Consider the following 20,782-nt stretch of genomic DNA (forward strand, 5'->3'; position numbering starts at 1 on the left):
TCGAAATATGGGATTGAACACCACTCGCATGAATCGCTTCTACGACTGCTAAAATTTGCTCTTTTGCTGCTGTTGCTTCAGCGCGGTCATGTACAAATTCCCCTAAATTATCAATTGTTGCTTCGATGCCCTGCTCATTCAAATGACGAATGGTCTCGACTGCCTCGTCAATATTTGTCCCCGCCACGACAGATTGTGCACCTAATTTCAATCCAAATTTTTGTGCCCCTGCATTTAGCGTACGATTATTTGATAGTGTCAAAAAGAAATTTTTTAGTAGTTCAGCCATTGCCCAAACCCCCTTGCATTATTTGATTTGAAGCATAAAACGTTTTTTTATTTTTGCAACTATTATTTTTTCTACTTTTTCTCGTTTATCACAGAAAAACGTTTACTAAAGCGCTTTCATCATTCATAAAAAATATTTTTGAAGCATAATAAAAGGCCTTTCTTTTGCAAAAAGAAAGACCTTTTATACCCTTATAGGTATTATTTAAAGTTATAGTTCGTTACAATCGGCTCGCGACCTTCTGTTGTATCACGGAAATATTCATATAAGCATGTGCCTAAGAATGAGCCTGCCATATTTTTTACATTTGTAAAGCCAGCACCTTGAAGCGCTACCGTTGCGTTATAGCTTCGTTGTGCAGAACGACAGTGAATATAAACTGGAATATCGCGAGGAATTTCATCCATACGTTCACGTAACTGGCTTAAAGGAATATTATGTGCACCTTTTAGCATGCCATTTTTTAATTCTGCCTCTTCACGCACATCGACAATATAGGCCCCTGATTCTACTAATTCACGCGTTTGTGACACATGAACTTGCTTGAAGCGCCCCGCTAAAAGATTATCCGCTACGAGTGCCGCCATATTCACAACATCCTTGGCTGTGCCATACATTGGTGAATACGATAACTCTAAATCTTTTAAATCATCGACTGTGCCACCAAATGAAATAAGCGTCGCAATGACATCAATTCGTTTGTCCGCATTGCCTTTACCAATTGCTTGTGCACCGACAATCTTTCCTGTTGGCACTTCAAAAATTAATTTGAAATGAAGCGGATTACTATTCAGCATTAACCCCACTTTATCAGGCGAAATAACATAAACGCTATCGACTGTCATACCTGCTTCACGTGCTGTGCGCTCATTGATGCCCGTTGTCGCACATGCGTAATCAAAAATTTGAATGCTTGATGAACCAATGACACCGCGGTGACGGTTTGTGATGCCGTACATGTGGTCTGCCGCTGCACGCGCTTGTTTTTGAGCTGGTCCTGCCAGCGCAAGACGTGTTTTCTTATGCAAAATTTGGTGGAATACTTCAATCGCATCGCCTACCGCATAAATCGATGGATCACTTGTAACATAATTACCATCGACAACAATGGCACCCGTTTCACCAATATCTAAGCCCGCATCCTCTGCTAAAGTAGTATCTGGACGAACGCCAATGGCTAGTACGACTGCATCCGCTTTTACTTGCTTACCTGACTGCAATGTAACTGTTTTGTCCTCGATAGATGCAAGACCATCTCCTACACGTAAATCAATGCCTTTATCAAGCATCTCCTTATGAATGATTTGAACCATATCGTCATCAAATGGCGCCATTACTTGTGGTGCAAATTCAATCAGTGCAACATTTTTATTCGCTAGGCGTAGATTTTCTGCCACTTCTACACCGATAAACCCACCACCGATAACGGCGATATTTTCAATCGTATCTTGTGATACATACTGCTGTAAGCGTTCAATATCCACGACATTACGCACTGTGAAAACATGTGTCGCATCGATACCCGGAAGCGCTGGTACGATTGGTTTGGCGCCTGGAGACAGCACCAACACATCATAGCTCTCATCACTTGTTTCACCTGTTGCATGATTATGTATTGTCACTTTTTTATTCACTTTATCAATATGTGTTACCTCTTGAAAAACACGTGCATCAATATTGTATTTTTCTTAAATTGTACCGGATCCATCATTAATAATTTTTCGCTATTCTTAACAATTCCACTTAAATGAAACGGTAATGAACAATTAGAAAATGATACATGTGGACCTTTTTCAAGCATAATAATCTCAGCTTTTTCATCTAAACGACGAACACGTGCAGCAGTAGAAGCTCCTCCTGCTACGCCGCCGATCACAACAACTTTTTTCGACATACTATCCCTCCATTATTGAATATAGCTTAATTTTATACCTATAGGGGTATTAAAACAATACATTACGTAAAAAACTTCCTAGCATTGCTACTAGAAAGTTTTCATTTCTTCATCAGAGAACGTCATTTTTAAAGGCTCTATTTTATGTGCAATAAGCCAACCTGCCGCATTACGCACCGCAATTTTTACACTTTCACCATAAACATTGTTATGATTACGATCTTTAATCAATGCATGTATTAGCTTGCGTTGATGACTTTGAAAGCGCTCGTTCTCTTCTGATTTTTGTACAGCATCATAGTAAAGCTTCGTCTGAGAATCAAATGAATTAAAATATTGAACATTTTTAGTATCCATTATTTTACTTAATCCTTCTGTTGTTTTTTGCAATATAAAATGTGCCAATACATACGCTGAAGGCGCATAATAAGCATATTTTTGTAGAAAATCTGTGACTGCTGGATGATTGTACATAATTTCCATCAAATAATAATTTGCTGGATAAACAAATGATTTTTCCCAATTTCGAACACTGACTAAACGCTCACTATTTAACTGCGCCCATATCGAAAGTTTCGCTGTTTCATAATCATCTGTCATCGTTGACCAAGCAGGGGACGCCGGTAATGCATCCTCTAGCAATGCTTTCTCTTCCAGAAAGACAGTGAATTGCGCTTGATCAATTAAAAACAAACAATTTTTTTGTATAATTTGATTGTTCATTTGATTGCTTTACTCCCTTATCACATATCGAAAACACATTAATTTTAGAAAAATTCAAATACTTTATTAAGAATACCATACCATTATAGTGTTTTCTATTACTTTATAAACTTTTTATTTTTTGTTTACATTTATTTAAATAATATATATATTGTTTATTATAAAACAAACGAAAGGTGTTTTTGTTTATGAAAAATATTGAAAAGGTGTCTTTACACCTTGGTTATAAAACGGATAATGAGCAACTCCATTGTTTATATTGTGATTTGACCTTATCTGTTCATGAAATTTTTTCAATAGACGGTCGTTTTTTTGATGCTACGTATAAAATGCAACAACATATAAGCGAAGTACATGGCGGCAATTTTGAAATGCTTTTACAACGCCCTAAAAAAGACATTGGTCTCTCAGATATTCAGGTGGAAATGCTACGCTATTTTTATGAGGGCTTAAGTGATGAGGAAATTGTTGAAAAGTCCGATACCATTTCAAGTGTCTCAACTGTCCGACAACATCGTTTTAAAATGCGCGAGCGTGAGCGCCAAGCACATTATTATTTAGCGTTAATGGAACTATTAAAAACACCACATCCATATTCGATACATGAGGGGGCAAAGCAAGTGGATGAACGTTATGCCATAACAAATGATGAGCGCCAAAAGATTTTAAGTAACTATTTTAAAGAAGGTTTAGATGGTGCTATCGAGACCATTCCGAGTAAAGAAAAGCGCAAAATTGTCATACTGCAGCATATTATCACACGATTTGAAGCAAAAAAATCGTATACAGAGGCACAGGTCAATGCCATTTTGAAAGGCGTTCATGAAGATTACGTTTCGCTACGCCGCTATTTAATTGAATATGGCTTTATGACGCGTAGTGATGACGGTTCACATTATGAACTGACAGCTCATTCTTAGCCAAAAAAACCAGGTGCTATTAAAAGACACCTGGTTTTTTCAAGATAATTTATTGTTGAACGAGTCGCACAAGTAATGTCGAAAGTGTTGTTTTTTCTTCATCTGATTGTGTAACTTTCCATAACTCTTGCAGTAAATTTTGCTCACTATTTTGCGGATCTTCATTTTTAGCTAGATGTTCTGCGACGAATTTAGCACCTTTTGCTAACGTTTCTTCGCTCAATCCAAGTTTTTCACCACGTGATACTTGCTTACCTAAATAAGATTTGAAATCTTCAAAATCATCTAAGATTTTTTGCTTCTGTTCGGGAGTTAAATTATTTAACTTTTTATCTACTTGGTTTAAATTTTCATCCATTGCTAGAACCTCCTTGAAATAGTTTGTACTAGTACATGTATTAGGATGCCCTTTATTTATCTAATTAAACATTATAGTTTGAAAAATCGCTTTGTATTCTCAGCTACTGTTTCAAAAAACACCGTTTCCTCTACTTGCATAATATCCGCAATTTCACGGCCGATATGCGGTAAATACATTGGTTCATTCGTACGTGATTTGGGCTTCGGTTTCAAATTTTTTGGAATTAAATACGGTGCATCTGTCTCAATCATTAGACGGTCTAGTGGCATATATTGTAGTGCATCACGTAATTCCGTACCGCGTTTTGGATCACATACCCAGCCCGTCACACCTATATGAAAGCCTAAATCCAAATAATTTTTAAGTTGCTCCTTATCACCAGTGAAGCAGTGTACAACTGCACGTTCAATAAGTGCCGGATGCTGCTTCATAACATCGATAAATTCGAGATGTGCTGCACGTTCATGTAAAAAAATCGGTAAATCATTTTCTTCAGCTAAAGAAAGCTGTGTCTCAAATACGCGGTATTGGTCCGCTGGGTCTGAATAGTTGCGGTCAAAATCAAGGCCACATTCTCCAACCGCAATCACTTGTGGGTCTTTATAAAGGGCACGTAAACGCTCCGCAGATGTATTATCAAATGTTTTCGCATCATGTGGGTGCACACCAGCTGTTGAAAACAATACATGCTCATGCTTCTTCGCCATCGCTAATGCACGCTCACTACCTTCTACACTACCACCTGTTAAAATCATTTGTTTGACACCCGCTTCTAGTGCGCGTGTCAGTACATCACGTTCTTTTCCTAAAAATTGATCTTCCGTTAAATTTAAGCCAATATCAATCATGTTGTCAGTCCTTTTCGTTAAACAATATCCTTATCATACGATGTTATATGCCGTTATACAATGATATTGTTTCCTACAAATCTTCCAGTTCATTCGCCTGCTCTGTTGTTAATTTGTAGTTATCAATTATTTGCTGCTTCGTGCCAAGTAACGTCACTTCACGCAGGCTCTGCTGTTCAAATGCTACTTCCATAAATAACCCTGGCATAAAAGAATCCTCGTATTTTAACACGCGGTACAGGCGATAGCCCTTTTCAAATCCGATAAAATTCTCACTCAGCACAAAGCTTTCGGTCGTCATCATTTCCTCTTCTAAAAATAAATCGACAAAGTCCGGTGTCTCAATCGGATAGCCCCGATACATTCGTGGATAGCGCTCGGTAAACTCTAAATGCTGCTCCTCGCAAAATTCTTTACTATAATAGGCGACATCCACCATATCCGGATATTTTTCGATGTCCTCCCACACGACATCTGCCATTGTAAATGGCTCCTGCTCTATATGATACTCTTTTTTTAAGGTGTCATAATGCTCGTCAAAATAGCTCTCCCTCGTTTGATGCATTTTATAAAACAAACGAATTTCCTCACTGGCAATAAAGATTGCTACCGGTCCGAGTGTAGGATCTGGAAATACCCACACTTCTGCAGGAAAGGTTTCTGCTAAATAATCACTATCGAGAATCCAGATGCCATTTTCCTGAATTGCAAATAAGCGCTCGTCTTCACATCGCTCAATCACTTGCTCAGTCGTTAACTTTAAAGCTTTCGCTGCCTCGGTTACACTGATTCTCATCGTTACTAGCCCCTTTCGCTAAAAATAGTTGTAGTAGTATTATTCTCGTATTTGAAGGACTTAAAACCGAAGGCCTAAAAGCAGCCAATTAACCTAGATAATTTACAACAAAAATGGGTACCTTCTAAGCTATGATGTCTACTGGCAAAACGCACTTTCCCAAAAAGCGTTAAAAAATTATTTGAACTTATTGTTAATTATCATCATACTATGGAATAGAAAGGGGGATTTTTTCGATATATGATTGAATTACTGATTGTTCTTATTATTGGCCTTACTTCTCTTGTGGCTATATTTTATTTTTTAAAAACAGAGAAAATCGTCTATCTCGTTGCGTTTGTGGCAATTGCCTTAGTACCGATTCTATCTATGACTTACGTGCCACAATGGACAGCAAAAACCGCAACAGTTGACAAAATTACTGCGACGACGATTTATTCAGCAGCTCATGTTAACGCACCTAATGATCATTTTTTAGCGAAGCCGTCTATTTTTTATTTTACGAACCAAAAAATCACCGACACCAAAACGCTTAAACAGGTGAACGAGGCTGTAGCAAATGCGACAACAACAAGCGCACCGTCACGTAGCGAGGCCTGGATGGACTTCATTATGATGAATGACAAAAAAGAGCAAAAACGCTATCAGCTATTATTAGCAGAGCCTCATGCGGTATTGTACGATGTCGACCAAAAACACTATTATGATTTTGCGAATACAGCACAAGAACAGCAATTATATGATATTTTCTTCCCGCAAACACCCAATCTATTTTTTGTCGCCTTATTTGTCTTAATTCTTTTAAATGCTGGTGTATCCGCATGGTTACGTCATCGTCTAGATATTCCAAAACGCACACTCCTGAAAACGCCACTTTGGTCAATCGTCATTCTCGTTGTGGGAGCCATTATCTTTTTAGCGTATATTTCGGCTGCGACAATGTTTAATGCAGCAATTTTCCTTTGCCTGATTACGCTTCACATCGCCGTTTATATTTGGTATGAGCATCGCTATCATAAGCTCAGTATGCATTACTTTTACGCGATTATTATGTATTGTGGCTTTTATTTATTTGCCGTTATTGTGATGGCTAAAAATATTTTATAACAAAAGAGGAAGGACCCTAATAGGATCCCTCCTCTTTTTTACGTTGTTTTAACTTGAATGACCTTGCCGCCACATGTCATTCGCACTTGCTTACGTGCCTCTGCCATCGTGCGCGCCTGCACTTCGGTCGTTTGACGCTTTCCATCCTGTTCATATTCAATCGTAAATCGCTTCGTTCCACAGCGCATAACGCCTCACCTCATGTGCGATTGTAACACAGATGAAACAGCAACGCGCACTACAAGTTCTAGCCTTTCGCCCGTAATTTTTCTGTTTTCATATCATTTTCCACGAATTCGCAACATTTTGTTGTAATACAGCGTTTCTTTTATACGTTGTCTATTGTAAAATAGATACATTCGAATTATGTGATAATTCAAATAGTTTATGTAAAAATTCGGATATTATGGATGAGAGCACCTTTTCTCATCATCATTGGAGGGCAATTTATGAAACTTACAGCACAAGAAATCGAAATTGTTGAAATCTTAGAAAAAGACGCTCGTATGGATTTAGCGAATGTAGCTAAAATGGTCGGGTATACATTAGAAGAAACTGAAGCTGCTGTCAAAAAATTAGAAGATCAAAAAATTATTGTACGCTATTTATCCCTTGTTGACTGGACAAAGATTGAAGAGCACCCAGGCGTACGCGCAATGATCGATGTCAAAGTAACACCAAAACAAGGTGTTGGCTTTGATGATATTGCAGAGCGCATTTACCGCTTCGACAAAGTGCAATCTGTCTACTTGATGTCAGGTGCCTACGATTTATCCGTTATCGTTGAAGGCAAATCAATGAATGAGGTCGCAAACTTCGTGTCACAAAAATTATCAACACTTGATTCCGTCATCTCAACAACAACGCATTTCATTTTAAAGAAATACAAGCACGATGGCACAGTTTTAGAGGCTGGCAATCAAGATAAACGAATCGTGGTGTCTCCATAATGATTACATCTAGAAAAAGCTATGTTTCCAAAATGGTGAGCGAGCTGAAGCCATCTGGTATTCGTAAATTTTTCGACTTAGCAGCAGGGATGGAGGGTGTTATTTCACTTGGTGTTGGTGAGCCTGATTTTGTGACACCATGGCATGTACGGGAAGAAGCCATTCGTTCACTCGAACAAGGTTTCACTGCCTATACGCCAAATGCAGGACTTCTTGAACTACGTCAAGAAATTGCACAGTATATGTATAATGAATTTGATGTTACATACGATCCAGAACATGAAGTCATCGTAACCGTTGGCGCAAGCTCTGCAATCGATATTGCGATGCGCACGATTTTAGATCCGGGCGATGAAGTAATTGTTGTTGAGCCTTGCTTCGTATCCTATGTACCGACTGTCGAGCTTGCAGGCGGTACTGCGGTGACGGTACAGGCTTTACAGGAAAATGACTTCAAAATTTTACCGGAGCAATTAGAAGCGGTGACAACTGAACGTACAAAAGCGATTATGATTTGTTCACCAAATAACCCAACCGGTACGATGCTATCAAAAGCTGATTTAGAAGGCATTGCCACATATGCCATCAAGCATGACTTACTCGTGATTTCGGATGAAATTTATGCGGAGCTTGCTTATGATGAAAACTATACGAGCTTTGCGGCAATCAATGATATGCGCGAGCGTACGATTTTAATCAATGGCTTCTCAAAAGGCTTTGCGATGACTGGCTGGCGCTTAGGCTTTGTTTGTGCACCACAGGAAATTTCAGAGGCAATGCTAAAAGTATTTCAATATCAATTAATGTGTGCATCGACTATGGCACAGTATGCGGCCATTGAAGCTCTACGCAACGGTCGCCCCGAAGTCGACATGATGGTCAAAAGCTACCGTCGTCGTCGTAACTTTATCGTCGAATCCTTTAATGAAATGGGCCTTAGCTGTCATAATCCTGGCGGTGCATTCTATGCCTTCCCGTCAATTAAATCAACAGGTCTTAGCTCGCAGGAGTTTGCTGAGCAGTTATTACAACAGGAAAAAGTAGCCGTTGTACCTGGTGATGTATTCGGAGAAAGTGGCGAGGGACATATTCGCTGCTCATATGCTTCATCACTTGAAAATCTACAAGAAGCGGTAACACGTATTAAACGCTTCGTCGAATCATTAGAAAAATAATGCATGAAAGAGACTGTGACAAAATACGTCATGTTCCTTTTTTAGCGTTCGCAACGAAAAACCGGAACCGCGCCACAGCGGGATTCCGGTTTTTTTATGCTCATAGGAGCAGTTGTTTTTTTACACGTATGTCTCAGCCTCTTTGTGTTGCGATTAATTTTTGTTCGCTTAAAAACTGCTCCCACGCGGTGAGATAGCCTTTTTTATTGTCCTCTGTCACTTGATACATAATCGTGAAACGGTAAAATTCCTCTGCCACAAGCGAAGGCAATTTAAAATCATATAATACGTCATAGACCTTTACATTATACTCAAACGGCTGAAAGGGTTCTTCAAAATTGATTGATTATAGTCATCGCGGTTTTCATATAGCCAAAGCATTGCTACATATAGAAATTGATTTTTACAGCGTAGCATATGCGTTTCATCCGTTAGTAGCGCACGTGAAATGACGTGCTCCGCCACTAAATCCTCTACGTATTGTGCTGCTAATGCATCCTCGCTCTTAAAAATAGAAGCAAGTGCGAGCACTGTATCTGACTGTGCACCACTAAACACTTCTTCTAGCGCCTTTTTCACGGCATAATCTAGTGGAATATACGCACTTTTCAAACCAAAATAAAGCCTATCCCAGTCTAGTGTAATATGCTCCATTAAAAATTCGTACGATATCGCTAAAGGATAGCGGATTTTCTGGCATGACGAATAATTCATCTGAAAATAATAATTGTTCATTTGTCATACGATATAATTCCAATCTTCCCCTGCACCGCAGTCTCCCTCGGGATCTACACCCTCATAGGCACCTACATATAGCACCTTATCGCCTCGAATAACCCACTGCATACCATGCTCCTCTTCCCAACTACAATCTAATTCTAAATCAATAATCGGTACAGTACGGTCTGCTGGCTGTGTAATTTGCATACCACGTGGTGTGATTTCTTTTAATACATCGCGCGGCGTTGCAAAAATTTGTGGCTCCTCATCAATCTCTTCTAAAAACTCATTGCAATAACGAATAGCTGCTTCACAAAGCTGCGTAATCTGTTCTTCGCTTAGTGTATTGAAATGCGCCACACATAGTTCTGCATAGGCAATATCCTCTTCGCTTTCAAAATGAATTTCAATCTCTTTTTCAAATAAATTGATATACGCATCAGCTTCTAATTCACCATCATAGTCTCTAATATTTTTAATCATTCTATGTATCCCCTTTGGTTTATTTTGAAATAAACAATCACAACTAACTGATTACCTCAGATAGCGTGTTTTAGATACGACTTAATTTTAAATATGCGTCATTTCTAAGAAAATAGCGCTATAAAAATCGTATATATCTGTCCTTTTCCTAGTTTATCAAAAATAAATAGTAAATGTTTGGCGATAATTACTAACTTTTGTCCATTCAAGTAATTAAAAACGGGCGAAAAACACCCCATAGAGGACGATTTTCGACCCATTTTATGCGATTTCGGGCATTTATAAGCCCCCTTTCTTCGCTGTCAGTGCTTTATAATGACACATTTTCGTGTGCGTTAAATAAATGACATCATTTTTGTTTCCATCTTGATTTTTGAGTACAAAAGCACCCGTCAGAGCGCCAAAACAGCCTCGTTTTAGCCCTTTATCGGTTAAAATCCGTATTTTGCATTACTTAAAAATAATGATCATTTGATAAAAAATCGTAAATAAAAATTTTCATTGACAGCTTTTTTACACGTTATTTAGTAACTACTTATTTTTTCGTATGAAAATAGCTGGATTTTGGCACTTATTTTTAATTATGTTGTAGTCAAAACCCGCTTCCTGAGCTCCTAAACGATTTCATATAAGTCATTTTTCTGTGCATCGTCAGTTAACGCAGCGTCTTTGTAAAACATACGATACGATTGGCCTCGGTAAAACCTAGCTTTTTATGCATTCTAATACTGGCATCATTTGATAACTTACAATCACTCGCAAACTCGCGACATTTTTTATCCTTAGCCCAAAGCTCACAGCTCTTCACGAGTTCATTCGCGATGCCTTTCATGCGGTACGCTTTCTTAACATATAGTCCCTCTAAATAACCAACAGGAGATGAATCGGTGCCCTCCACATAATCATGACGCAGCTGACACTGAGCAAAGCCAACTGCATAGCCTTGATCTAACGCGAGTAAAATCAATGTCTCGTCATCCTCAATCCATGCTTTAAATTCCTTTGTAAATGCTGCTAAATCATTGTTTGGCCATAGTAATAGCGCAAGCTCGGCGACACGCATCGCCTCATTTTTTTCTGCTTGACGAATCATTTTACTTCCTCCCTCGTTTGGATATACTACCTGTTTCCCCTATATGAAAAAGGCAACCATGTTTTCGTTAAAATTAAGTTGGGGTATAGAAAGATTAGACGTATTTGAAGAACATGAGGTGAGCAACAGTGGGACAAACATTAATCGTATCAACAGAATCTTTTTCTCCCTACAAAACCATTGCCGCTGCACTAGAAGTAGCGGTAGATGGCGATACAATCGACATTACAGGACAATTTCAAGAACCATTAACTATTGCGAAAAACATCCGTGTCCGCGGACAAGCAACTATTTTTAAACAACCGATTCGCGTACAGGCCAATGTGCGCTTTGAAAATATACATTTCCATTCCACTGTGACAGTCGAAAAAGGCACGCCGTATTTTGCAAATTGTACGTTTGAACCTACTGCCGCTAACGCTCTTGACATTTTTGCACCTACGACATTTGTGCAATGTCAAATCCGTGGTGGGGACTACGGTATTTTTACGAAGGCGCAAACGATCATTCAAAGTACGACCATTCATGGTGCGACCATTGGACTTTATAGTCAGCAAGCATCTGTCACAGTTGAACATAGTACGATTTTAGACTGTAAAAAGTTTGGTATTTCAACAATTGATGGTGAGCTATTAGTGCATCACTCGAAAGTGTTACGCTCCGTCGAATCGAACATTAAAGTAGACGGCACTAAAACCACATTATCTGATAGCATCTCGAAAAATAGTCAGGATGGTGCCGGCCTATGGGCACTAAATCAAAGTGTGATTAGCATTACACGAAGCGAATTATCCAATAATGCGAAGCCAAATATTAGCATCGCGCATAGTCAACTTTTTATTGAACAGACACAGCTACTAAATTCCAATCAATGTGGTATTTGGATGAAAGATCAATCGAAGGCTCAGGTGCTTGATTGTACGATTAGGCATAATATTTATGCCAATATCGAGCTTGCTGATTCCATGATTAATTTACAGGATTGCCGCATTGACCATTCCGCATCAGATGGGCTATATATTTCCAAGCGCTCGATTGCGCATGTGACAGGCTGTGATTTCAATCATAATGCAGGATCAAATGTATGCTTTATTAATAGTGATGGCAGTATCATTGATTGTACATTGCATGATTCCGCTAAAAATGGGCTATGGATATCAGATAATAGTAAAGTAACGCTCAAGCAGTCAAAACTATTCCGTAATAAATACCCGGCAGTCGGTGTGGAGACGAGCGAAATTGAAATGGAGACATGCGATTTGTTTGATGGCTTACAAAGCGGTGTGTGGTTAAAGGACCGCGCAATAGCGAATATTCACGATTGTCAGTTCAATAATCAGGAGGCTTCGCATTTAATTGTGGAAAAAAGTAGTCGCCTAACGATGACGCGCTGTACGCTAACAAAGGCCAATCAAAATGGTGTGTGGGCACGTGAGCAAGCCACAATCGAGATGGATGATTGTAAAGTTTCCGAATGTCGTTATCCTGGTGTTGGCGGTAGTCAATCAACGCTACATGTCAAAAGTTCAACGATTGAACGTAATAATGAACATGGTGTGTGGCTAAAGGAAGGCAGTGTTGCAACGATTGATAATTGTGATATTGCGCTCAATGGCTATAGCAATATTTCACTCGATGATAGCGATTTGACGCTCGCAAATAGCCGTTTAAGCGATGCGAAAGAATACGGCGTCATCTTAAAGGAAAATAGCAATAGTATTTTACAACATACGACAATTCGGACGAGTGGCTATGACAATATTTATGTAGCGAGCATGGCGGCACTACAAATGACCGACAGTATTTTAGAATATGCGGAGCGTAATGGTCTCTACATTCACTCAAATGCAAGTGCAACGGTGACAGATAGCCGCTTCGAGCATAATAAGCAGTATGGGGTATACGAAAAAAAAGACGCCACAGCGGTGCAACTCATTACGCCAGATTACGCTGGCAATACGCGCGGTAACTATTTAAAAGAAGGTGAAACGGTTGCCTCTACAGGCCCTGTACGCTTTAAAATTAGTACCCCAAAAACACAGGAAATTAGTGCTTTAAAAGAGTTAGATGCATTAGTGGGCTTACCAAAAATTAAAAAATCGCTCCATGATCTTGTACGTATTTCGCAGTTTAATACCGAAGTGGCAGAGCTTGGCTTTGATGACCCGATTCAAACGATTGCAAGTCACACGGTATTATATGGTAACCCTGGGACAGGGAAAACAACTTTTGCCCATATTTTAGCCAAGCTGTATAAGGAGCTTGGCTTACTCGAAAAAGGGCATGTTGTGCAAGTAAATCGCGAGCAATTAGTTGGTCCTTATATCGGGCAAACGGCACCAAAAACGCAGGAGAAAATCGATGAGGCGATGGGTGGTATTTTATTTATTGATGAAGCCTACGCGCTATCAAATCGTCATAGCTCAAAGGATTTTGGTTCTGAGGCAATTGAAGTGCTATTGGAGGCAATGGAAAAACATCGCGGGGAATTTGTCGTTATTGCGGCGGGTTATCCTGAGGAAATGCAGCATTTTTTAAAAAGCAATCCAGGCTTTGAAAGTCGCTTTACACAGTTTTTCCATTTTGAAGATTATACACCGGAAGAAATGGTACAGATTGCTGATAATATGCTAACGCAGCAAAAACGAACGCTTGATGCGCGTGCAAAAGAGGCGCTACTAAAGGAATTTATTCGCTTATGGCGTAAAAAAGATAGCTATTTTGCCAATGCTCGGACTGTTCGTAATGATGTCGCAAAAATGGTGACTGCTCAAAAGCTACGTTGTATGGACATCGATCGTACATTATGGACGAAGGAGCTGCTCTCAACGATTACGATTGATGATGTAAAAACCGTTGTGGCAAGCCCGCAAAAGCGCGATTTCACCGTTCCTATTCAAGAGGACATGCTGCAAGAGGCACTCGATGAATTATACACTCTCGTTGGGCTAGACAATGTGAAACAATCCGTTACTAAGCTGATTGAGCTGACACGTTACTACCGTGATGAGGACAAAGGTGTCGAGCATTTAACGACGAATTTTGTATTAACAGGACATCCTGGCACTGGGAAAACAGTCGTCGCACGCATTATCGCGAAAATTTATGAGGCACTCGGTATTGTGGAACGAGGTGAATTAGTTGAAGTAACACGTGATATGCTCGTCGGGCCACATGTCGGTGATATCGAGCGCTTCACGCAACATTATATTCAGCGAGCGCGCCATGGTGTGTTATTTATTGATGAAGCCTATCAGCTCGCTCAATATGGCAATGAAGACGTCGGCAAGCGCGTCGTCGACACGTTACTAAACTATTTAGAGCAATACCGCGATGAAATGGTCGTTATTATCGCCGGTTACCCCGAAAAAATGACCCAATTTATTAATCAAAATGAAGGGTTACAGCGCCGCTTCCGTGATTGGCTAAACTTCCCTGATTACACACCGGAACAGTTGCTAGCTATTGCGACACAAATGGCACAGCAATCCGGCTATCACTATTCCGAGCAGGCTTTACGCGCACTCTCATTTTATTTAATGAATGCGTATGAATACCGCGATGAAACATTTGGCAATGCGGGCCTTGTACGTAATATCGTCCAAAAAGCGATTCAAAATACCGATTACCGCTTTGCGAAACAATCAGATCCACTAGTCGATAAAACACTGATTACCGAAGATGATTTAATGCTTTGGGAATCAAAAGAATAATAATGTATTAAAAAAAGTAGGTATCGCTCATTGCGCTACCTACTTTTTATTTATATAGCCACGACTTAAGAGAAAGGGTTATTTTTTCTTTGACGATTTTTTCTTCGTCGTTTTTTCTTTTTCGCTGCTTTTTTCTTCGTCGTCTTTTTCGTTGTAGCCGGTTTATCCGGTGTAATCGCTACCTCAGTAATCGCTACCTCATCCGTTTTGGCAGCAGCGTTATCACTCATCGGTTTCCATGTCACTTTTTCTGTTTTTGTTTCAACAACGACTGCTTGATCTTCCACAGTTGCTGCGCTTGCTGTCAATGGTGTAGCTGTCACAAGAGCCACGCCGCATAATGCAAATACCCATTTTTTCATCATTTTCATACTCCTTCTTCTCAAGTCGATTATAGTATTTTTTATCTGATGCTAATTTACCATATAAGCATTATTAAATAAATATTTTTTATAATAAAAGGTCTTATTACTCACTATTTTTTCCTAAAAATAATTTGCAGGATTTTGGACCTATTATTTTTTCTCAAAGACATAAAATGACTATTGACATAGAATTATCAGTTTGTTACGATAATTCACAACATAGAGCATACAAATTCATTGACGAGAACGAGTACATCCGATAGGTAGCACAGAGAACTGCTGAAATGGTGAAAGGCAGTGTACCGATTTGATTGAAAATCCTCTCCGAGAAGATTCGCTGAATTTTAGTAAGCGTATCCGGCTGTCTACCGTTAAAAGGAATGCGTATGATTGTACGTTATTGAAGTGCTATTGAACGAGTTGATGTATTCTTTCAATGTTATAGTGCTGTTGACGAGGCAAATTAGACATATTATGTCCAAAGGAATTGCGTATTGTAGCGATTCCTTTTTATTATTTTAGGACATATCTTACCTTCTGTTATCTATCTCGCTTTGTATGTATCTAATCTTTTATAGAAAGAAGGGCACTCTTTTGAGTAAAAACAATGTTTCATTTTCAACCTACGCACTAATTGGCACGATGCTATTTGGGCTATTTTTCGGTGCTGGGAACTTAATCTTCCCTATTCAGCTTGGACAAATGGCCGGCGAAAACTTTTGGCCGGCATTAATCGGTTTCCTCGTGACCGCAACGGGACTACCATTACTCGGCATTTTAGCAATTGGCCTAACAGGTAGTAACGGTCTGCGTGATCTTGGTAGTCGCGTACACCCAATATTTGGGCTTGTATTCTCTGTTGCGCTTTATTTAACAATCGGTCCATTCTTTGCGATTCCTCGTACTGCGACTGTACCTTTCACAGTTGGTTTTGAGCCGTTTATCGCACCAGAACATCTGACATTATTTCTAGCATTATTTAGCTTCATCTTTTTTGCGATCGTTTATTATTTCTCATTAAATCCCGCAAAAATCATGGATTATATCGGTAAATATTTAACACCGGCCTTTTTAATTTTCTTATTCGTATTAATTATTATTAGTGTGATTAAGCCAATGAGCTCATTTCAGGGCGCTGTAGGTGATTATATCGACCATGCCTTTATTAGCGGCTTCAAAGAAGGCTATAACACGCTTGATGCGCTTGCGTCACTAGCCTTTGGTATCGTTGTCATCAATGCGATTAAGCAACAAGGCATTACCGATAAAAAAGCCATTGCTAACACAACATGGAAAGCAGGTCTTTTCGCCATTCTTCTAATGAGTATCATTTATGGCTTCATTACGTATATGGGGGCAATGAGTGTTGGCACAATCGGCTCATTTGAAAATGGGGCACTTATTTTTGCAGCAGTGGCAGATCATTACTTCGGCTCATTTGGCGCCATTTTACTCGCCATCATCATCGTGCTTGCTTGTTTAAAAACAAGTATCGGCTTAATCACATCATGTAGTGAGTTTTTCCATGAAGTATTCCCGCGCATTAGCTATAAATGGTACGTCTTCATTTTATGTGCCGTATCATTTACAATTGCCAACTTTGGTTTAAATAATATCATTACGTACTCTGTACCGGTATTAATGTTCTTATATCCACTTGCCATTGTATTAATTCTTTTAGCGCTTTGTGCACCATTATTTAAAGCGCGTCGTGCCGTATTTGCGACCGCAATGTTCTTTACATTCTTCATCAGTATTATGGATGCCTATACGGCATTAATTCCGAATGTAAAAGCAGCACAGCTCGACTTCCTTGATAGCATCGTCGCATTTTATGCCGAATTCCTGCCATTTTATAGCTTAGGACTTGGCTGGATTGTTCCGGCTTTCGTCGGCGCATTACTTGGCTACGTCTACACACTTTTTAAAAAAGCATAAGCACGTATTGGAAGCCTTGACATACGTGTCTCCTATCGAGCATTAAAAAAACCGGAATCGCGCTATGGCGTGGTTCCGGTTTTTCGCTGTACAAAAAAATCGCTATTGTTAGCGATTTCTCCTTATTCACCTACTACCCATGTTTTTGCGACAGCGGCCATTTCGCGAATATGCAGTTGTACGGTAACGGACTCAGGCGTTTTTGCCGCTACTCTATCGGCCGTTAAGCCCTCTTTTTTCGCTAAATAGCCGGCACGATACAAATGAAAATCGTTGGAAACGAGCGTAATCGCTGTCTCATTTTTTGGTAATAATTTTTTTGAGTAGCGCAGATTTTCTGTCGTTGACATCGACTCATCTTCTTTCACAATACGCGTCGCCTCAATTCCATGTGCGATTAAATAATTGGCCATTACTGCTGCCTCTGACTGCGGCTCATCGGCTCCTTTACCACCAGAGACGATGACATTCACATGCGGATATTTTTTCAAATAAGGTACCGCCGCATCTAAGCGCTCCTTCAATGCTAATGAAGGTTCTCCGCTCGCCTTCACCTTGGCCCCTAAAATAATCATATAATTCGCTTGTCCGTTAGCTGTCGTTTTAGCACCACTCATGACACAGGCAAATAGCACTCCTATGATACTGACTACGACCACAAGTAGACCGATAATCCATTTTTTCATCAAATCCCCTACCTTTTCTTCATAGTACGTATTTTTTTACAATAAGTTGCTCCCTATTTTTTTGAATTAGATACTAAGTCATTGTTTAGTGAATAAAAAGAACAAAATACCCATCAAAAAGATTGCTATAGACTGATTCTTTTTATTCATATATAATAAATTGAATTTTCAAAAAAAGAATGGAGGGTTTGTATGAAAAGCATTAAAGCAAAGATTTTAACTGTGTTATTAAGTATTACAATCGCGTTTGGCGCATTGATTGGTTATTCCATTTACTCCTTACACTCAACAACGAATTCGTATTCAAAACTAATTGATAACGAAGGGCAAGTCCGCAATAATATGCAGGTTGTCGTTAGTGAATCTGTGAAGCAGTCATTATCCGTGCGTGGCTTGATTGTATCAACAGCACTTAAAAATGAGGAAGAATTTAATAAGGCAAAAGATGAAATTGATACACGTCTACATACGTCGCAACAACTTATTACTAAGCAGCAAGACAAAGATACGATGAACCATTTATTAGCATTAAATAATGATTTTAAAACGCAATTCTATGACATGAATACATTAGTGAAAAATGGTGGTACAGAAAAAGAAGCGATTAATTATTGGCAAATGAAGGTCTACCCTGTTGGGCAAGAAATGATGAAAACTGCGCAAACATATGCAACAAAAGTAGCGGAGGATATGGAGAAGCAAAATGAGCTAAATAACAAGCATACGTCACAAGTATTTATTTTTATGATTATTTTAACAGCAATTGCAATCATTGCAGCAATGCTTGCAAGTATGATTTTTGCACGCATTATGAGTGAGCCTATCAAGCGCGTCACAGAAGCAACGCAGCGTGTCGCAAATGGTGATTTAACTGTAGCTACACTTGATATCCGTTCAAAAGATGAGGTGGGTGCTTTAACGACAGCCTTTAATCAAATGGTCGAAAATTTACGTGGACTCGTTCAAACGGTATCAGAAAGTAGTGAGCATGTGGCGTCGTCATCTGAGCAATTAATGGCGAGCTCGGACCAAACATCAAAAGCAACCGAACAAATCACCTCATCGATTCAAGAGGTGGCATCAGGCTCGCGCATGCAAGAGGAATATATTGATGAAAATAAACGTGCACTAGAAGAAATGTCAATTGGTGTATCCCGCGTTGCCGAAGCAACACATTCAGTTGCGGAGCTATCGGACAATGCGACACAAATCGCGCAAATCGGACAGCAATCTATCGAGCAGGTCATTACACAGATGAGTCAAATTAGCACCTCAACGAATGATACAGCACAACGTATTCACTCATTAAATAACCGTTCGGCGGCGATTGCTGATATTGTGAGTGTCATTACCGACATCTCAGATCAAACAAATTTACTAGCACTCAATGCAGCGATTGAAGCGGCTCGTGCTGGTGAGCATGGTAAGGGCTTTGCGGTCGTTGCAGATGAAGTGCGTCACCTTGCAGAGCAATCGAAACAATCTGCCGATGATATTGCGAAATTAATTGCTGAGATTCAAAGTGATACAAAACAAGCTGTTGTGGCGATGACGCGTGGCTCTGAAGATGTGTCTGCCGGTATGAAGGCTGTCTCACAAGCTGGTACTGGCTTTAATAAAATTAATGAAGCGGTTGTCCATATTTCTGGTCAAATTATGGACATTACAGCCGTTGCACAGCAAATGTCTGCCTCAGCAACGCATATCGTCGATGCGATGCAACAAATTGCGACGCTATCACAAGATGCTTCTGGCAACTCAGAAAGCGTAGCCGCTGCGTCTGAAGAGCAACTTGCTTCAATGCAGGAAGTAACCGCCGCCGCGGAATCGCTATCACAGCGCGCAGAATCCTTATTACGTGAAATGCATTTCTTTAAAATTCAATAATTAAAAAAGGCAGGAATCACGCGATTGACGTGGCTCCTGCTTTTTAATCTTGTGTCCATCCTTTAAAACAAATATTCGCAAAGCAACGAATATTAAAAATATCCGATGCACGAATATTAATCAGTTGAATCCCGCGGTCTGTCGGACTTGTACGCGAGAAGAAAAGGGTTCCGGGAATATCCATTTGCGTGCCATTTTGTAGACAAATTGACCAAATCGGTTGATGTTCCTTGTAAGCTGCGAGCTCATCCACTAAAATAACGAGCTCATCCGAATAGTGAATCACCGCATAGCGATTGGCGCGTAACTGCCGACAAATCTCCGCACGAAACTCTGCCGTATTGCCCGAATTAAAAATTGAAATTCTTTGCATCTGCATCCATGTATTGTCGTCACACCTAACTGCATACATTGCTGTGGGACCGCCCATTTTGCACACCCTTTCTTTTTTATGTTACGTTCTTTTATACCCGTCTTCATTCCTTTTCTACCATGTTGTCAATTTTTTAAATAGGTTTGGATTAGTCGCTCCTCTTGTATTCTTAAAGTTGGCTAAAATTCTCTTTACTATTTTACACATCAAAAGACACTTTCAATATTTGTATATTGAAAGTGTCTTTTAGATTTCTACTGCATAATTCGTGAGTTATTGTTTTGCTGCTAATGCCTGTGCATGTGCTGTTTTTGCTTGCGCTAATAATGTAGGTTGCTCAAGATAGTCTAGCCCAGTAAGCGCCAATGCCTTTGCGCCGCGAATCAGTGCGCCATAGCCATAGTCCGAGTTTGCCGCTTCACGAAAGGCAGGTGTATGCGGCACAAGTGCTTCATCACCAA

The 20,782-nt window shown here is 39.7% G+C and carries 18 protein-coding genes and 3 pseudogenes; 7 read left to right on the top strand and 14 right to left on the bottom strand.

Annotated features, from left to right (window positions below):
- From KTHG_RS08950 to KTHG_RS08960, 3 genes and pseudogenes are all read right to left on the bottom strand, one after another.
- A pseudogene (locus tag KTHG_RS08950) lies at positions 1-289 on the bottom strand (proline dehydrogenase family protein); the annotation flags it as partial.
- A 200-nt stretch (positions 290-489) separates the two neighbouring features.
- A pseudogene (locus tag KTHG_RS08955) lies at positions 490-2,183 on the bottom strand (FAD-dependent oxidoreductase).
- 90 nt (positions 2,184-2,273) lie between these two features.
- On the bottom strand, positions 2,274-2,906 hold the full coding sequence (locus KTHG_RS08960) for a hypothetical protein (protein ID WP_126991776.1): 633 nt from the start codon (positions 2,904-2,906) through the stop codon (positions 2,274-2,276).
- Positions 2,907-3,094: 188 nt separating this feature from the next.
- Between KTHG_RS08960 and KTHG_RS08965 the strand changes: the two genes are divergently transcribed.
- Entirely contained in the window at positions 3,095-3,826 is a 732-nt protein-coding gene (locus KTHG_RS08965; protein WP_255512418.1) for a DUF2087 domain-containing protein, read from the top strand.
- Between the two features lie 49 nt (positions 3,827-3,875).
- On the opposite strand, the gene KTHG_RS08970 is transcribed toward KTHG_RS08965, so the two are convergent.
- The 3 genes from KTHG_RS08970 to KTHG_RS08980 all read right to left on the bottom strand — a co-directional run bounded on the left by KTHG_RS08970 (position 3,876) and on the right by KTHG_RS08980 (position 5,831).
- A complete protein-coding gene (locus KTHG_RS08970) occupies positions 3,876-4,184 on the bottom strand; it encodes a DUF3243 domain-containing protein (protein WP_139992948.1) in 309 nt (102 codons plus the stop codon).
- A gap of 71 nt (positions 4,185-4,255) precedes the next feature.
- Positions 4,256-5,035 (bottom strand): TatD family hydrolase, encoded by a 780-nt coding sequence (locus tag KTHG_RS08975; RefSeq protein ID WP_139992950.1) that lies wholly within the window; start codon positions 5,033-5,035, stop codon positions 4,256-4,258.
- A gap of 73 nt (positions 5,036-5,108) precedes the next feature.
- Positions 5,109-5,831, bottom strand: a complete 723-nt coding sequence (locus KTHG_RS08980) for a hypothetical protein (RefSeq protein WP_139992952.1) — start codon at positions 5,829-5,831, stop codon at positions 5,109-5,111.
- Between the two features lie 240 nt (positions 5,832-6,071).
- Here KTHG_RS08980 and KTHG_RS08985 point away from each other — a divergent pair, with 240 nt between their 5' ends.
- Positions 6,072-6,938, top strand: coding sequence for a hypothetical protein (locus tag KTHG_RS08985; protein WP_139992954.1), 867 nt, complete (start codon positions 6,072-6,074; stop codon positions 6,936-6,938).
- A 38-nt stretch (positions 6,939-6,976) separates the two neighbouring features.
- On the opposite strand, the gene KTHG_RS21180 is transcribed toward KTHG_RS08985, so the two are convergent.
- Positions 6,977-7,126: a hypothetical protein gene (locus tag KTHG_RS21180; protein WP_186439540.1), complete on the bottom strand. Its 150-nt coding sequence runs from the start codon at positions 7,124-7,126 to the stop codon at positions 6,977-6,979.
- Between the two features lie 261 nt (positions 7,127-7,387).
- Between KTHG_RS21180 and KTHG_RS08990 the strand changes: the two genes are divergently transcribed.
- Both KTHG_RS08990 and KTHG_RS08995 read left to right on the top strand, forming a co-directional pair.
- Positions 7,388-7,888 carry an Lrp/AsnC family transcriptional regulator gene (locus KTHG_RS08990; protein ID WP_126991770.1) on the top strand — a complete coding sequence of 167 codons (501 nt, stop codon included), beginning with the start codon at positions 7,388-7,390 and terminating at the stop codon, positions 7,886-7,888.
- Positions 7,888-9,063 (top strand): aminotransferase, encoded by a 1,176-nt coding sequence (locus KTHG_RS08995; RefSeq protein WP_186439541.1) that lies wholly within the window; start codon positions 7,888-7,890, stop codon positions 9,061-9,063. Before KTHG_RS08990 ends, KTHG_RS08995 begins: the two co-directional genes overlap by 1 nt.
- A gap of 300 nt (positions 9,064-9,363) precedes the next feature.
- On the opposite strand, the gene KTHG_RS09000 is transcribed toward KTHG_RS08995, so the two are convergent.
- The 3 genes from KTHG_RS09000 to aac(6') form a co-directional block, all read right to left on the bottom strand.
- Positions 9,364-9,717, bottom strand: coding sequence for a DUF2247 family protein (locus tag KTHG_RS09000; protein ID WP_186439542.1), 354 nt, complete (start codon positions 9,715-9,717; stop codon positions 9,364-9,366).
- An 84-nt stretch (positions 9,718-9,801) separates the two neighbouring features.
- The gene (locus KTHG_RS09005) at positions 9,802-10,266 is read right to left on the bottom strand and encodes a DUF6985 domain-containing protein (protein WP_139992958.1); all 465 of its coding nucleotides are present in this window, start codon (positions 10,264-10,266) and stop codon (positions 9,802-9,804) included.
- Positions 10,267-10,921: 655 nt separating this feature from the next.
- Complete coding sequence (aac(6'), locus tag KTHG_RS09010) at positions 10,922-11,359, bottom strand: aminoglycoside 6'-N-acetyltransferase (protein WP_139992960.1); 438 nt, start codon at positions 11,357-11,359, stop codon at positions 10,922-10,924.
- Between the two features lie 128 nt (positions 11,360-11,487).
- On the opposite strand from aac(6'), the gene KTHG_RS09015 reads away from it, so the two are divergent.
- Positions 11,488-15,072 carry a right-handed parallel beta-helix repeat-containing protein gene (locus KTHG_RS09015; RefSeq protein WP_139992962.1) on the top strand — a complete coding sequence of 1,195 codons (3,585 nt, stop codon included), beginning with the start codon at positions 11,488-11,490 and terminating at the stop codon, positions 15,070-15,072.
- A 65-nt stretch (positions 15,073-15,137) separates the two neighbouring features.
- Here the strand turns inward: KTHG_RS09015 and KTHG_RS09020 are convergent, their stop codons facing one another.
- Positions 15,138-15,437, bottom strand: a complete 300-nt coding sequence (locus KTHG_RS09020) for a hypothetical protein (RefSeq protein ID WP_139992964.1) — start codon at positions 15,435-15,437, stop codon at positions 15,138-15,140.
- Positions 15,438-16,031: 594 nt separating this feature from the next.
- Here KTHG_RS09020 and brnQ point away from each other — a divergent pair.
- A complete protein-coding gene (gene brnQ / locus KTHG_RS09025) occupies positions 16,032-17,375 on the top strand; it encodes a branched-chain amino acid transport system II carrier protein (protein WP_255411585.1) in 1,344 nt (447 codons plus the stop codon).
- Positions 17,376-17,497: 122 nt separating this feature from the next.
- On the opposite strand, the gene KTHG_RS09030 is transcribed toward brnQ, so the two are convergent.
- Entirely contained in the window at positions 17,498-18,061 is a 564-nt protein-coding gene (locus KTHG_RS09030; protein ID WP_139992966.1) for a YdcF family protein, read from the bottom strand.
- Positions 18,062-18,253: 192 nt separating this feature from the next.
- Here KTHG_RS09030 and KTHG_RS09035 point away from each other — a divergent pair, with 192 nt between their 5' ends.
- Entirely contained in the window at positions 18,254-19,948 is a 1,695-nt protein-coding gene (locus tag KTHG_RS09035) for a methyl-accepting chemotaxis protein (RefSeq protein ID WP_139992968.1), read from the top strand.
- 43 nt (positions 19,949-19,991) lie between these two features.
- Here KTHG_RS09035 and KTHG_RS09040 read toward each other — a convergent pair whose 3' ends face one another.
- Complete coding sequence (locus KTHG_RS09040) at positions 19,992-20,378, bottom strand: hypothetical protein (protein WP_139992970.1); 387 nt, start codon at positions 20,376-20,378, stop codon at positions 19,992-19,994.
- Between the two features lie 216 nt (positions 20,379-20,594).
- A pseudogene (locus KTHG_RS21185) lies at positions 20,595-20,782 on the bottom strand (amidohydrolase); the annotation flags it as partial.

Source organism: Kurthia sp. Dielmo (genome assembly GCF_000307285.2).
Classification (GTDB): Bacteria; Bacillota; Bacilli; order Bacillales_A; family Planococcaceae; genus Kurthia; species Kurthia populi.